General features: G+C 36.5%; 15 protein-coding genes. 3 read left to right on the top strand and 12 right to left on the bottom strand.

Features of this window, described 5'->3' with window-relative positions:
• Nucleotides 1-141 precede the first annotated feature (141 nt).
• Together DET49_RS15965 and DET49_RS15960 are read left to right on the top strand one after the other, a co-directional pair.
• Complete coding sequence (locus DET49_RS15965) at nt 142-2,622, top strand: TonB-dependent receptor (protein WP_133549506.1); 2,481 nt, start codon at nt 142-144, stop codon at nt 2,620-2,622.
• An 87-nt stretch (nt 2,623-2,709) separates the two neighbouring features.
• Nucleotides 2,710-3,801, top strand: a complete 1,092-nt coding sequence (locus DET49_RS15960; RefSeq protein WP_133549504.1) for a PepSY-associated TM helix domain-containing protein — start codon at nt 2,710-2,712, stop codon at nt 3,799-3,801.
• Between the two features lie 159 nt (nt 3,802-3,960).
• Here DET49_RS15960 and DET49_RS15955 read toward each other — a convergent pair whose 3' ends face one another.
• The 3 genes from DET49_RS15955 to DET49_RS15945 form a co-directional block, all read right to left on the bottom strand.
• Entirely contained in the window at nt 3,961-4,836 is an 876-nt protein-coding gene (locus DET49_RS15955; protein WP_166636595.1) for a mechanosensitive ion channel family protein, read from the bottom strand.
• 129 nt (nt 4,837-4,965) lie between these two features.
• A complete protein-coding gene (locus DET49_RS15950) occupies nt 4,966-5,322 on the bottom strand; it encodes a phage holin family protein (RefSeq protein ID WP_133549499.1) in 357 nt (118 codons plus the stop codon).
• Nucleotides 5,323-5,374: 52 nt separating this feature from the next.
• Nucleotides 5,375-6,007, bottom strand: coding sequence for a vancomycin high temperature exclusion protein (locus tag DET49_RS15945; protein WP_133549497.1), 633 nt, complete (start codon nt 6,005-6,007; stop codon nt 5,375-5,377).
• 126 nt (nt 6,008-6,133) lie between these two features.
• On the opposite strand from DET49_RS15945, the gene DET49_RS15940 reads away from it, so the two are divergent.
• The gene (locus tag DET49_RS15940; protein WP_133549495.1) at nt 6,134-6,766 is read left to right on the top strand and encodes an NAD(P)H-dependent oxidoreductase; all 633 of its coding nucleotides are present in this window, start codon (nt 6,134-6,136) and stop codon (nt 6,764-6,766) included.
• Here the strand turns inward: DET49_RS15940 and ribB are convergent.
• The 9 genes from ribB to DET49_RS15895 form a co-directional block, all read right to left on the bottom strand.
• Nucleotides 6,763-7,911 carry a 3,4-dihydroxy-2-butanone-4-phosphate synthase gene (gene ribB, locus DET49_RS15935; RefSeq protein ID WP_133549493.1) on the bottom strand — a complete coding sequence of 383 codons (1,149 nt, stop codon included), beginning with the start codon at nt 7,909-7,911 and terminating at the stop codon, nt 6,763-6,765. The two genes, DET49_RS15940 and ribB, sit on opposite strands and share 4 nt — an antisense overlap.
• Before the next feature lie 30 nt (nt 7,912-7,941).
• The gene (locus tag DET49_RS15930; protein WP_133549491.1) at nt 7,942-9,390 is read right to left on the bottom strand and encodes an LptF/LptG family permease; all 1,449 of its coding nucleotides are present in this window, start codon (nt 9,388-9,390) and stop codon (nt 7,942-7,944) included.
• Nucleotide 9,391: 1 nt separating this feature from the next.
• Nucleotides 9,392-10,033 carry a LolA family protein gene (locus tag DET49_RS15925; RefSeq protein ID WP_133549489.1) on the bottom strand — a complete coding sequence of 214 codons (642 nt, stop codon included), beginning with the start codon at nt 10,031-10,033 and terminating at the stop codon, nt 9,392-9,394.
• A 15-nt stretch (nt 10,034-10,048) separates the two neighbouring features.
• Nucleotides 10,049-12,418: a DNA translocase FtsK gene (locus DET49_RS15920; protein WP_133549487.1), complete on the bottom strand. Its 2,370-nt coding sequence runs from the start codon at nt 12,416-12,418 to the stop codon at nt 10,049-10,051.
• A 300-nt stretch (nt 12,419-12,718) separates the two neighbouring features.
• The gene (locus DET49_RS15915) at nt 12,719-13,081 is read right to left on the bottom strand and encodes a diacylglycerol kinase (protein WP_133549485.1); all 363 of its coding nucleotides are present in this window, start codon (nt 13,079-13,081) and stop codon (nt 12,719-12,721) included.
• Nucleotides 13,081-13,581, bottom strand: coding sequence for a thiol peroxidase (gene tpx / locus DET49_RS15910; RefSeq protein ID WP_133549483.1), 501 nt, complete (start codon nt 13,579-13,581; stop codon nt 13,081-13,083). Before tpx ends, DET49_RS15915 begins: the two co-directional genes overlap by 1 nt.
• Before the next feature lie 129 nt (nt 13,582-13,710).
• A complete protein-coding gene (locus tag DET49_RS15905) occupies nt 13,711-13,959 on the bottom strand; it encodes a DUF6952 family protein (RefSeq protein ID WP_133549481.1) in 249 nt (82 codons plus the stop codon).
• Nucleotides 13,940-14,254, bottom strand: a complete 315-nt coding sequence (locus DET49_RS15900; protein ID WP_133549479.1) for a thioredoxin family protein — start codon at nt 14,252-14,254, stop codon at nt 13,940-13,942. The genes DET49_RS15905 and DET49_RS15900 overlap by 20 nt, the downstream gene beginning before the upstream one ends.
• Nucleotides 14,255-14,276: 22 nt before the next feature.
• Nucleotides 14,277-14,915 carry a peroxiredoxin gene (locus DET49_RS15895; RefSeq protein WP_133549477.1) on the bottom strand — a complete coding sequence of 213 codons (639 nt, stop codon included), beginning with the start codon at nt 14,913-14,915 and terminating at the stop codon, nt 14,277-14,279.
• Nucleotides 14,916-15,036: the final 121 nt, after the last annotated feature.

The following is a 15,036-nucleotide window of genomic DNA, read 5'->3' as shown; positions in this document are numbered from 1 at the left end:
GATCTATGTTTTTGATTTTCAAAAACCTGAATTGTTTTATCTTATTTTTATTTAAAATAATTATAAATAAGCTTTTAAAAAAGCATTGCGCTTTATACATTTGCCGGGTATTTAAAACCAATCTAAATAAAATTAGAACTGATGAAGCTAACAAATAGCCTGATTATTTTATTTCTTTTAAGTGTTCAATTTAGTTTTGCCCAAAATACCGGGAGCGTAGAGGGAATCGTAATAAATAGCTCAGGAGACTTACTTTCCGATGTTAATATAGAAGTGGAAGGTCTCCAAATTGGTGACGAAACCAATAACCGAGGTGAATTCCGTTTATCAAATATCCCCCAGGGGAATTATACCCTACAAATTTCCTATGTAGGTTATGAAACTCAGCATCTTGAGGTAAATGTCCAACCAGGTACAACAACCGATATTGCCTCTGTTGTTTTAATCGGAAAACAGGAGAAGTTAGGAACCGTTGTGGTAAAAGGAAATGGAAATGGAAATAAATTTACCCGAATTACCAGTGTAGGAGTGGCAAAAATGCCACTTAAGAAAATAGAAAATCCACAGGTTTATAACAATATCACTGCTGAACTTTTGCAGGAACAGGTGATAACTAGTTTTGACCAGGCCGTTAAAAATGCACCCGGAATAACGAAACTATGGGAATCTACAGGACGTGGTAATGATGGGGCAGGTTATTTTTCATTAAGGGGGTTCCCGGTTCAACCTACCATGGTGAACGGCCTACCGGCACTTACAAATGGCAGCCCAGATCCTGCAAATATTGAAAATATTGAAATTATAAAAGGCCCATCAGGAACCTTATATGGCAGTAGCCTTATTTCTTATGGCGGCTTGATTAATATTACTACTAAAAAGCCTTACAGTTATTTTGGCGGAAATATATCCTATACACTTGGTAGTTTTGGATTAAACCGGGTAACCGCTGATATAAATACTCCACTTGATGAAACCGGCGATGTTGCTTTGAGGATAAATACTGCTTATCATACTGAAAATAGCTTTCAGGATGCCGGATTTAATAAATCCTTATTTGTAGCACCGTCCTTAAGTTATAAGGTAAATGAAAAACTTTCCTTTTTTGTAAATACTGAATTCTATAACGGCGAAAGTACCAATCCGTTAATGTTGTTTGTCGATAGAGCAGCGCCCCTTAGAGCTACCAACCTGGAAGAATTAGGTTATAATATTGAACGTTCTTACACTAGTAATGATCTTACAGTAGAGAACCCGACTTTTAGCCTTCAAGCGGAGATGTACTACGAGTTATCTGATAACTGGACTTCCCAAACCGCTGTTTCAACAGGTTCTGCTAAAGCTCTTGGAAACTATTCTTATCTATATGAGACCACTAGATTTTACCAAGGTTTGGAAGAAGTGCCCGGGGAGGTTACAAATCTTAGTGATGGGCTTGTCTTTAGCCGTTACGTAAGTAATCAAAATTCTACAACATTAAGTACTGATATTCAACAGAATTTTATCGGGGATTTCGAGATCGCAGGAATGCGCAACAGAACTGTGGCTGGTTTAGATTATTTTTCCAGAAAAGTTATAGATAACAGTAGTGGTTATGTTAAGAATGGAGATGTTTATATAGGTGAGGCCAGCCTGCAAAATGTAAACGAAAGTGTATTCGGGATATATGAGCCCGCAAATTACATTACTGATGATGATAGCGGTATTTTAAGTAAGGAAGCTACAGCCGGTTTATTAGAGGATATAAACAGAAATAATAATATTGCGCAGGAGGATATTTACAGTGCTTATATTTCCAATGTTCTGAACTTTACCCCACAACTGGCTTTAATGACAAGTTTAAGATTGGACCAGTTTGAAACTGAAACAAATAGTCAAACTGCACTATCTCCTAAATTTGGGGTAGTTTATCAACCGGTGTTAGACAAAGTGGCGCTTTTTGCTAATTATATGGACGGTTTTAGTAATGTGGGACCAAGACAGGTAGATAATCTGGAAACGGGTGAAACAAGAACTATCGTATTTGATCCTGAAAGAGCAAAACAGTTCGAGGTGGGAACTAAATTCAATTTACTGCAAAATCATTTATCAGCTACCTTGAGTTATTACGATATCCAGGTTTCTAATATGGTCATGCAGGATGCAGAAAATCCTTTCAACCTTGTACAGGATGGGGAGCAGTATAGCCGTGGGTTTGAAGCAAGCCTTACAGCTAGTCCTTTCGGAGGTTTGAACTTAATCGCAGGATTGAGCCATAATCAAAGTGAGTTAACTGCATCGGATCAAACTGAATTCTTAGGAAGAAGACCGGAATCTGCAGGGCCTGAAACCCTGGCTAATTTCTGGGCCAGTTATCGCTTTAAGCAAGGTGATCTTAAGGGTTTCGGACTTGGTTTTGGTGGGAATTATGCCAGCGAAAATATGATCTTTAACCGCAGAACCGCTGGAGTTTTTACTTTGCCATCTTATACGATTTTAAATGCATCATTATTTTATAATGTAGATAAATTTGGCATCAACCTGAAGTTAAATAATCTTACTAATGAAGAATATTATACCGGGTGGTCTACTATTAATCCGCAAAGACCAAGAAACGTGGCGGCCAGTGTAACATATAAATTTTAAAAGTTAGTAACCAACGACCCCCAACAAAAATATTTTAAATTTTGTTGGGGGCCATTTTAAAGGCAAACACAGTTAAAGAATAAAGGTTTGAAAAAATGGATCGCTCAACTTCATTTATGGCTGGGACTTGGTTCCGGTCTTATTGTGTTTATAGTGGCCGTTACTGGATGCATTTTTGTTTTTCACGATGAAATTAAAGACCTCACACGGGATTACAGAAAAATTAAACCGGAAGCTTCAGCTTTTGTTGCGCCTTCTAAGCTTCAGAACAAAACAAAAGTACTTTTTCCTGAAGCCCAACCTGGAATGGTGGTTTATCAAGGAAGAGATCGTTCCGCATTTGTCTATTCTGTAATAGGTGATGTACCCTATCATATTTATTTCAATCCCTATTCAGCAAAATTTCTTCAGAAAGAAAATCTTGAAGAGGACTTTTTTCTTATTGTGGAAGATTTGCATATGCATCTTTGGCTCCCGGAAAAAATTGGAAAACAAGTCGTGGGAATTTCCACTTTGATCTTTGTTTTTATGCTTATCTCCGGAATAGTACTATGGTGGCCGAAAAAGCGGAAACATTTAAGAAAGCGGCTTAAAATCAAATGGAAAGCCAAGTGGCGAAGGGTAAATTATGACTTGCATAGTATAACTGGTTTGTATATTTCATTGATGGCCTTCTTTATAGCCATTACTGGACTTAGTTTTTCTTATGAATGGATTAACCAGGGACTTTATGAAATTGCAAATTTAGGGGAGGATAAGCCAGAAGATATTTTAAATATTGAGTTTAAAAATGTAGAATATTCTGAAAAAGCAATGGATATTGCCCTGGCTGAAACCTTGGAACTAACCCCTGGAAATGAAATGTTTTTTGTGTGGGAGCAGGGCGAAAGTGCACCGATAATTACCGGATCCTATCCTGATGCAATGGATTATGACCATCAATCTAACTTTTATTTTCATCCAGAAACCGGAGCATTAATTAAAAATCATCAGTACTCGAGCAAGAGTGCGGGAATGAAATTACAGGAGATGACTTTTGGACTACACACGGGGCAATATTTCGGGCTTACCGGTAAGGTCATCGCTTTTTGTGCCAGCCTTTTTATTGCCAGTCTTCCCATTAGCGGGTTTATAATTTGGTATGGACGAAGAAATAAAAAGCTAAAATCAAGGATTTGAATTAGGCTACTATTCACTCCTTACGAGAGTTTTTTATTAAAGGGATGATTAAATTTTTGAGAAAATCACATTTTCTGTTCAAACCTTGTTTTTTCAACTATGTTTTTAAAAAGCACCAATTAATAAACCCCATCTTCCTTAGTATTGCTTTCAAATAAGCTATTCATCCTTTTTAATTTTAAGATTCAAGGAGTTTGTTTCATAATTTTTCAATTCCATTATAGAAGCTGGTAAACTAAAACCATTTGCAATTAAGGCGGCAATAACTTTATTCATAACCTGTGACCGAATACTGTGATGAAATGATCGTTTCGAGCTGGAAAAGGTGTCAACCCAAAACTTCACATTAATATTAATGGTATTTGTAGCCAGTTCATTAATTGTAATGGCAGGTTTATAATTTCCCTTGAGAACCCCTTCCACATTATTTACTGTTTCTAACATAATTTCTATAGCACCAGTTGGATTATTTTCATAAGCAATTCCAACGGTGAATTCGTAACGTAAAAATCCATCAATAGTATAATTGAATAATGGATTTTTAAGAATTATGGAATTGGGAAGAAAAACATCTTTTCCATCTGGTGTTTTAATTAAGGTCTCACGGATATTGATATCTTTTACAAAACCTTCAATACCATTTATTTCAATTAAATCATCTAATCTAAATGGACTCTTAAAGGCGAGAATAATTCCTGCTAAAAAATTTTCTCCAATATCTTTTAAAGCAAATCCAATTACAAAAGTTAACAGCCCTGCACCTGCTAAAACTTTATTTGTAAAGTTGTCAAGTCCAAGCAAATAAAGGCTTATTAAGACTATAATGGATTTTAGGGTGAAACCGGTAATTTGTGATATAAAAGTTGCGGTGATATGGTTAGGTGATCTTTTTATTAAACGTAACTTTATTTTACGTTTGATAAAGTTTGCTATGAAAAAGCCTGCTATTAAAAATAGGAGGGTTATAACAAGATTGATATAATTCAATTTGAAGTATTGAACTATTATATGGTAGAGATCCGTTCTATCTTCCAAGGTACCGAGTTTTAGGATTGAATGTTAGAGCTATTGTCCCTGGTTCCCAAATAGTCCAATGCAGTATAGTTAAAATTACCTTCGTAAAATAAGTTCATATATACCTTATATTTTGGTAGATAAATTAGTCTAAAAAAGTATCGCATCCACAACTCCTCCGATAATTGCTAAAAAAATTGCGAGCCATAAAGAAGGAAGAAAACCTTCCGTTTTAAAATCAGAACTAAACCGGTCGGCAATTTCTATAATAACGGCATAAGCAATAACTCGAGTGATAAATCCTAATCCCAGGAAATAAAAAATTCCGAAGGTGGCAACATTTAATAGTAAGGTGAGTAACCAGCTTAATAAAAAGCTAAGTACGCCGATAATAAGCGCAACGACAATGGCCGTTTTAAAACCTTTAAGCTGTACTTTAGGCATTATATTGGCTGCAGCTAGCAGTACCAGGGCATCTATTACAATATGCACAATCCATTGAAGCATGGTCTTTTGGTTTTTGGTTTGATAAACTAAATATAGAAAAAATAGCGATAACTTATTCAGGCCGGTTTTCCATTGTGGCAGGTTGTTGATTGGTGAATATTTCCCAAACTGCTTTAAAATTAGCTAATTGTTCCCGACGTTTAATAGTTTCAGATGAAGTATAGGCCATTGGAGGTGCCTCTAAACCCTTATAATCAGCATCCAGATTTTTTGCGATATAAAGACTTCTGGGAAGATGAAACTTTTGAGTGATGACTATGGCATCTTTAATATCAAAAACAGCTCTGGCACGAAACATACTATCATAAGTATCAAATCCTGAGTGATCTAAAATAATATCTTCCGGCGGGACTCCTTTTTTAAGAAGGTAATTTTCTATCGCATTAACTTCGTTATAATCATCGCTTTTATGATCGCCACTGACAAGGAAATTTTCAATTTTGTTTAATTCATACAGCTTATAAGCTGTTTCTACCCGGTCCTTTAGAATTGGAGATAATTTTCCATCTGAATAAACGCTTGCTCCAAGAATAATTCCCGTTTTAGCCCGGGGAATTTCTGTAATTTCAGAATAAATAAGATTTGAGGTTTCCTTTTGAATATAAGCTTCTAGCCCAAAAATAATAAGGATGCTTAAAATCACAAAAAGTGCAAAAGCAAGAATTAGTTTTCTGAAAAGCTTCATAGGCGGGGCCAATTATAATACTAAGATAAAGAATAATAGTTTACCTATATGTTTAATTTATTACAGAAACTTTATGCATCGGGAGTGTTTGTTTACCTTTGATAATCCCAAAAAGAATAAAATTAGATGAGTAATATTAAAGCTTTACAATGGCGATATGCTACCAAAAAGTTCAACCCTGAGAAAATTCTCTCTGACAAGAAAATAAACATTCTTAAAGAAGCCTTTAACCTTACCGCAACTTCCTACGGTTTACAACCTTTAAAAATGGTAGTGGTACGAAATAAAGGACTGCAGGAATTATTAAAATCTGCTTCCTGGGGGCAGCAACAGCTAAATACTGCTTCTCATGTTTTAGTAATCTGTATTGAAAAGAAAATTGATAAAAATTTTATTGAACAATATTTTAGAAGGGTAAAGTATATAAGAGAAACTCCGGATGAAATTTTAGATCCTTTTAAGAATTCTTTGGTCAATAGTTTTGAGTCTAAAGCAGAAGACGAGGTGCATTCCTGGGCTATAAACCAGGCATATTTGACTTTAGGGACGCTCCTTACGGTTTGTGCCTCTGAGGAAATAGATGCTTGCCCCATGGAAGGTTTTGAACCGGATAAATATGATGAACTTCTAAATTTAAATGCACATAATTTAAAATCGGTGTTGGCCTTGCCGGTAGGTTATCGTGCAGAAGACGATATGTTTTCTGAATTCAAAAAGGTGCGTAGACCCTTAAATGATATAATTATTGAAGTCAACTAATAATTCGCGTAGCGCGTAATTTCAAGTCCATAGCCTATCATTCCCACTCTTTTGGTTTGTTGGGAGTTAGAAAGTAACTTAATTTTATGAATTTCCAGGTCGTGCAAAATCTGGGCACCAATTCCAAAATCTTTATTGTCCATATTGATTGGGGGAGCTTTTACTTCGCCTTTTTTCTGTCGTTCTTTGAGTTCGGCCAGACGTGGTAATAAATTTAAAGATTGTATGGCAGGATTTATAAAAACAATAGCACCCCGACCTTCTTCATTAATCGCTCTGAACATGTTATCCAGTTTCTTATCGGCATCATTGGTAAGTGTTCCCAGGATATCATTATTTATAAGGGTAGAGTTAACTCGAACAAGAATTTCTTCATCACTTCTCCAACTTCCTTTAGTAAGGGCCAGATGGACCTGATTATTTGTGGTTTGACGATAGGCTCTTAATCTAAATTTCCCAAAACGGGTATTAAGATCAAAGTCCTCTTTTTTCTCTATTAAAGAATCGTGCTGCATTCTATAAGCCACAAGCGCTTCTATGGATACAATTTTAAGATCAAACTTTTGGGCCACTTCCATTAATTGCGGAAGCCTGGCCATGGTGCCATCCTCATTCATTATCTCTACGATAACTCCAGCAGGCTCAAAACCAGCAAGTCTGGCAAAATCTATGGCAGCTTCGGTATGTCCTGTTCGGCGTAACACACCGCCTTCTTTTGCCTTAAGGGGAAAAATATGCCCAGGACGATTAAGATCTGCAGGTTTGGTTTCTGGATCTATAAGGGACTGAATAGTTTTTGCCCGATCAGAAGCAGAAATTCCAGTGGTAACCCCTTTTCCACGTAAATCTACCGAGATGGTGAAACCGGTTTCCATAGGATCGGTATTATTGCTAACCATCATTTCCAGTTTTAGATTTTTACATCGGTCTTCAGTTATTGGTGCACAAATGAGTCCGCGGCCGTGTGTTGCCATAAAATTAATCATTTCCGGAGTCACCTTTTCTGCAGCAGCAACAAAATCACCTTCATTTTCCCTGTCCTCATCATCTACTACAATAATTACCTTCCCTTCACGGATATCATCAATTGCTTCCTGAATACTATGAAGTTTAAGGGTATTTTGGATAGTGCTTTCCTGCGCCATGGTACGTAATATTTTGGGCTGCAAAGATATTTAATCTATTTTTCTTTTCGACCTAATAAGACCAGCTTTTTTAAGCCCTTTTCGCAGAGGCTCAGTAATATTGCCAAAAGCTAAAAGTCCCTGATCTGTAGTGGCCCGGTAGGTGAGATAAATTCCTAAAGGCAGCATAATAAGAGTAGAAAGCCATGTTGCCCAAAAGGGGCTAATAGTACCGTCTTCAGCACTGTTTTTGGCGAAAATGCCAATAAAGTGGTAGGTTAAGAACAACAAAACAGCCACTACCATAGGCAAGCCCATACCGCCTTTTCTTATGATTGCTCCCAAAGGTGCACCCACAAAGAATAATATTATACAAGCTGCAGCCAGTACATATTTTTCATGCAAAGCGATCTCAAATTTGTTAATTTGTTTTGTGTGATTTTGAAATTCAGATTTCTTTATACTTAAATGGGAAAGAGCCCCGTTTACTGAACCTAAAGATAGGTTTACAATCTGACTGGCCTGGTAGGTTTCATAGGCTTCAAGAATGGTGTTTTCAATTTCTTTTACAGAATCAGCAGGATTAAGATTTACTTCAATATTTTCAAAATCGGTGCGATTGTACATATTTTCACTCAGCTTGTTTCTCTTCTCATTAAACTCGGTGGAGAAGGAGTCTATACTTTCGCGTAGTTCACTAATATTTAGCATTCCCTGGGTATTGCTATAACTTTCATCTTCCAGGTCAACATTATTGAAATCCGAAAGGTCCAGGTTTATGGTATATTCTTCAAAATAACTTTTAGCAAAAGGTTTATTTCTTCTTTTAGAATAATCTGAGGGTTGAATTTCGTCATAATAATTCCCGTCTTTTAAAATAAGGGAAAGTATATCAGAATCCGTACTGCCTAATAGCTCTCCTTCTTTTGCTTTAATTACTGTATAATTCCCACTTCGATTTGTTTTTTTGTGGATAATAACATCAGTAAGATACTGGCCATTGTCCCCGCTTTTATCTTCAACTTTGATATTTATGGTTCCTACATCGTTAAAAACGCCTTCGGAAATAGCCATTGCAGGCTTGAGTTTGGCAATATTTTTTCTGAGATTAATAGATTTATATTCTGCAGCAGGAATTACATTATTTGCAAAAAAGAAAGCCGTTACGCTGACTAGCAAGATGAAAAAAGTTAAGCTTCGCATGGCTCTTTGAAGTGAAATCCCTGAAGATTTCATAGCAGCGAATTCATAATTTTCGGCAAAATTACCAAAAGTCATAATAGAGGTAAGCAGGATAGTAAGCGGCAAGACCAGAGGCACCAGTTTAGGGGAGAAATAAAGAAGAAATTTGAGTATTATTTCAGTATCTAAATCCTTTCCTGCCAGTTCACCGATGTAAAGCCAAATGGTTTGGAGCACAAAGATAAACATGAGAATGATAAAAACTGAAAAAAACGTTTTTAGGTAACTGGTGAGTATGTACCGGTCTAATATTTTCAATTTAATCTAATCTATTGATGTAAAAATTTTCGTAACGATCCTCTTCAAACGTAAAAAGATTTTGTGCCAGTTCCTGGTCCGTTTTAAAACTTTGTACCGTAATGGTTATTTTAGTATCGTTCTCCTGGGTTTGAATGAGGTTATAAATGTTTTTTGTCTGGCTATCGATACCCAGTAATATATTTTTAACCTCTGCATCACTGTCTTTAGGAGTTAATTTTACATATTGAATATTACGACCATTTACATTTTTAGCTGCAGCCATCTCATAATTATAGCCTTCTTCATAGAAACTAAACATCTTTGAAGGAGTTATATTATTGTCTTCCTTTTCATTATAAGTAGATATATTTATCTCTTCATTTTCGGGAATAATGGTATAAATTTTTTTTCCATCAAACATTTGGGTAGTTCCCATAAGGTTAAGCACATATTTCTCATCCTTAATACTTACATCGCCGCGAGTTTCCTGGTTAACATTAGCGGCCTTATTCTCCAGACTATATTTGAAATCGATAACCATATTTTCATAGCCTTTGACTTTGGCGGAAACCTCATTTAGTAAGTTTTCTGCATTTTTTGAATTTTGGGCTTGCACACTTATTGTCAAAATAGCAAGCAGGATAAAAATTAATTTTTTCATTTTAGTAATTTGGTATTATTCTTCATTTAATAATTGATCTAGGGCTGCAAGATCGGTCACTAAAACCTGTCGGGCTTTACTTCCTTCAAAGGGGCCAACAATTCCGGCAGCTTCTAACTGATCTATAATTCTACCGGCGCGGTTGTAACCTAACTTTAGTTTACGTTGCAGCAAGGAAGCAGAACCTTGTTGAGCAGTAACGATCACTTCAGCAGCTTCCCTAAAGAGTTTATCTCTTTCGCTAACATCTATATCAACACCTGTGCCACTATCATCCGCTTCGTAAGCAGGAAGTTGATGGGCTTCCGGGTAAGCTTTTTGTGAACCTATGAATTCGGTTATTTTATCTACTTCGGGAGTATCTACAAAAGCACATTGTAAACGTCTTAATTCATTTCCTTGAGTAAATAACATGTCTCCGCGCCCGATAAGCTGATCTGCTCCCTGGCCATCTAAAATTGTTCTGGAATCTATTTTTGAAGTTACTCTAAAGGCAATTCTGGCCGGGAAGTTAGCCTTTATAATTCCGGTAATAACATTAACCGAGGGTCTTTGTGTAGCAATAATTAAATGTATCCCAATAGCCCTGGCCAACTGTGCCAAACGAGCAATTGGTGTTTCCACTTCTTTTCCGGCAGTCATAATTAAGTCTGCAAATTCATCTACTACTAAAACTATGTATGGCAGGAATTTGTGACCGTTTTCCGGATTTAATTTTCTCGCTTTAAACTTAACGTTATATTCCTTAATGTTTCGAACCATCGCATCTTTAAGTAATTCGTAGCGATTGTCCATTTCAATACATAAGGAATTCAGCGTATTAATTACCTTGGTGTTGTCGGTAATAATTGCATCCCCCGAGTCTGGAAGTTTGGCCAGGTAATGCCTTTCGATTTTGTTGAAAAGCGTAAGTTCTACTTTTTTTGGATCTACCAAAACAAATTTCACTTCCGCCGGGTGCTTGCTGTAGAGTAGGGAAGTTAAGATAGCATTTAATCCAACTGATTTTCCCTGTCCTGTGGCACCGGCCATCAACATATGGGGCATTTTTGCCAGGTCGACCACAAAGGTTTCATTGGAAATGGTTTTTCCCAGCGCCATTGGCAATTCCATTTCTGCATTTTGAAATTTTGGTGAAGCAATAACGGAACGCATGGAAACAATGGTTGCGTTTTTGTTAGGGACTTCAATACCAATTGTTCCTTTTCCCGGAATAGGAGCAATGATACGAATTCCCAGCGCAGAAAGGGAAAGAGCGATATCATCCTCGAGGTTTTTGATTTTTGAAATTCTAATTCCGGCTTCAGGCACTATTTCATATAAAGTAACCGTTGGCCCAACCGTCGCTTTGATTTGAGCAATTTCAATTTTGTAGTTTTTAAGGGTGTCTACAATCCGGTTTTTATGTTCCTCAAGTTCTTCCTGATCTACTGTAATGCCACCGCCATATTCCTGCAGCAGGTCCAGGGTTGGGAATTTATAATTGCTCAGTTCCAAAGTAGGATCAAATTCACCGAAATCCTTCACAATCTTGTTGCTTATTTTATCTTCATCCAGTTCCTCTTCCTGTGCGGTTTCTACTTCCATTTCCACCTCTTCGGGTTGAATAGATTTTTGTTTTGGAGCAGGAACTGATTTTTCTTCTTTTGGGGTAGTAGTATCCAGCTTTATATCTGAAGGAGATTTTTCAGCAGGTTTCTCAGTTCTGACGATGGATTTTTCTTTCCATTCAGTTTCCTCATCCGTAGCCGATATTTCTTCTCCACTAGATTGGAATTCTTTACCAAGCTTATCCTTTTTAGACTTTACAAAACTCCCTATTAATTCTGGTGTCAGCTTTAATCTTAGCGTAAGATAGGCGATAAAAAGAAATAACATTAATAGAATAGTTCCGAAGAAGCCTAAATAATCCTGAAGAAAATCGTTCATTTCATAACCAATCCTGCCGCCTAGGAGAGGATTTTTTGCAGCGAAAAACCCGAAAAAGACAGCCAGCCAGAGCATAATTGAAATTCCCCAGAACCAGGATTCCCTTAATTTTGTGGCTCTTATTCCAAGAAAAAGATGGAATCCGCTGTAACTCACTAAAATGGAAAAAATGAAGGCTGCAACTCCAAAACCTTTATACATAAAAAAGTCGCTAACTGAAGCACCAAATTTACTCAACCAGTTTTTAGTTTCCACTTCACGGTTAGAAAATTCACCAAGGGTACTTTGATCTATCTGCCAGTTGAACAAAAAGGAGATAAATGCAAGGCTTAAAGCCAGGCCGAATAGCATAAAGAAACTACCTAAAACTACCTTTTGTTGCCGGTTAAGTTTAAAGGAAAATTTAGTCGACTTTTTCCCGGTGCTTGTTTTAGTCCTGGTTTTCTTTTTGGCCATAGATGATAAGTAGGATTTTGAGCAAAAATACGAATTAGCCACTTTTAAATTAAAGAAATTTGATTTCAGTTCTGTGGGTAATATTTATATGCTTAAACGTTCAAATCTAAGCAATTATTTTTTGAGAAATAAACCTTAAAAGAATTCAGTATTTAAAAGGTTCAGGCTGTGAAAGCTATGTTTGTAAATCAAATGTTGTTTTTGTTTCCACCAGAAAATAGCTGAATCCATAAGGTCGAGACAAGGTATTTTTAGTAATCGATCGACTTGGTGATAAAAATAAAATAAGTGAAATCCTGGTTAGAAAATATAAGGAAAGTAAATAAAGACCCCTATGATTACTGCAATTATTGCTGCTATAAAAACGGCACCAGCAGCAATATCTTTAATATGACCAATCTTACTGTGAAAATCCGGATGTACAAAATCTGCCATAGCTTCAATTCCGGAATTCAAGCCTTCGGCGGTCATCACAAGCCCAATGGCAAAGAATTGAAACATCCATTCTGTTTTTGTGATTTCAAAGAAATACCCGGCTATACACATAATTACGGCCAGTATAAATTGCACCTGAATACTCTGTTCGTGTTTTAATAATAACCAGGCACCTTTAATAGCATAACCACCTCCTCTAATTCTTTTTCCCAGGAAACTATCCCGCATTATAATAAGGTTTTAAGAGCAGCTAGATAATCGGGCTCTTCGCCAATTTCTGGGACTTGCTGGCTGTGTATAACCTTAGCCTCTTCATCTAAAACAATCACCACACGAGAAAGCAAAGCCTCGAATGGACCATCTATAATTTCAAGACCATAATCCTTTCCGAAATTTCTATCTCTGAAATCTGATAGGTTGGTTACATTTTCCAAGCCTTCATCGTTTACAAATCGTTTTTGGGCAAACGGTAAATCGCGGGAAATGCAAAGTACCACCGTATTCTCAAGCTCGGTAGCCCTTTCGTTGAATTTTCTTACAGATGTGGCACACACACCGGTATCTATACTTGGAAAAATATTAAGAATGACACGCTTTCCTTTAAAATCGTTTAAAGTTGCCATACCTAGATCTGATTTAATGAGTGCGAAATGTGGTGCTCTCTCGCCTTTTTCGGGAAGGCTACCATAGGTGTTTATTTTTTCACCTTTTAAAGTTATTTGTGACATGGATGTTACTATTAAATTGGATTGCTAAATTTAGAACATCTGTTTTAGGGATTTACTAAAATTATCATAAAAACAAAGGGCTGCCTCATTATAAGACAGCCCTTTTTAAAGTATATAAAAACGCGAGTTCTAACGGTCTATAGAGCCAACAACTTTTTGCATAAAGTTATTACAGGCATCTTTCTCTGGAGTACCTCCATCAATTGAATGCTTAACTTCTACAGCACCACATAGATTCGAAATCAATTCCCCAATCATATCCATTTCCTCATCCTTAACTGAACGGTGTTCAGTATAACTTTCGAGTACTTCAATGGTATGCTCCAGTTTTTTAACTTCGTTTTCGCGTGCTAAATGCTTAATTACTGGTAACTTCATTTACTAGGTCTTTTAAAGGTTCAAATTTATTAGTTTGTACCTGGTTTACGAGACTTCCGTTTTTAAAGGTGGCAAAAGTAGGCAGGTTGTCTACCTTAGCCAATTTTCGAGATTCCGGATATTTTTCAGCATCTACCAACAGGAACGTTGCGTTCTCATTTTCTGAAGCCAATTTCTTGAATTTAGGCTTCATCAATCGGCAATTGCCGCACCATCCGGCCATATATTGCACCACCACGGTTTCATTATCTGAAACTATCTCGTTTAAATTATCCTGTTCTAATTCTTTTATCATAACAATCTCTTTCCCTTTTTTCTTAGTTTAAGCTTAAGTAAGAAGCGACTCCGTCTCTATCGGCGTTCATTGCCTCTTTTCCTTCTTCCCAGTTTGCAGGACAAACCTCACCTTTTTCCTGAACGTGAGTGTAGGCGTCTACAAGCCTTAAGAATTCAGCTACGTTTCTACCTAATGGCATATCATTTACTCCTTCATGGAAAATTTTCCCATCTTCATCGATAAGATAGGTAGCACGGTAAGTTACGTTGTCTCCTTCTAGGGTAACATCCCCGGTTTCTTCATCATACGATTCACCAGTTATATCAAGAATTCCCAGACGAGAACTTAGGTTTCTGTTTGAATCAGCAAGAATTGGGTATTTTACACCTTCAATTCCCCCATTATCTTTAGGGGTATTCAACCATGCGAAATGTACCTCTGGAGTATCACAAGAAGCTCCAATAACCATTACATTTCTTTTTTCGAATTCTTCGGCTGCCTTTTGGAAAGCATGTAGTTCTGTAGGGCAAACAAAGGTGAAATCTTTTGGATACCAGAATAACAATACTTTTTTCTTATTCTTCTGAGCTTCTTCCAAAACGTTCAATTGAAAGGTATCACCCATTTCATCCATTGCGTTAACGCTTAAATTTGGAAATTTTTTTCCTACTAATGACATATTATTACTATTTTTTTATTGGTTTAACTTTATTGTAATCTGGTGCAAATTTAGGGAATGATTCCGATGTATAATGTTATCGAAATTTTAAAATACTATATAAGAATAAGGAATTCTTATA

The sequence above is a fragment of the Salegentibacter sp. 24 genome, assembly GCF_004362395.1.
Lineage (GTDB): Bacteria > Bacteroidota > Bacteroidia > Flavobacteriales > Flavobacteriaceae > Salegentibacter.
This window is presented reverse-complemented; position numbering and strand designations above follow the sequence as displayed.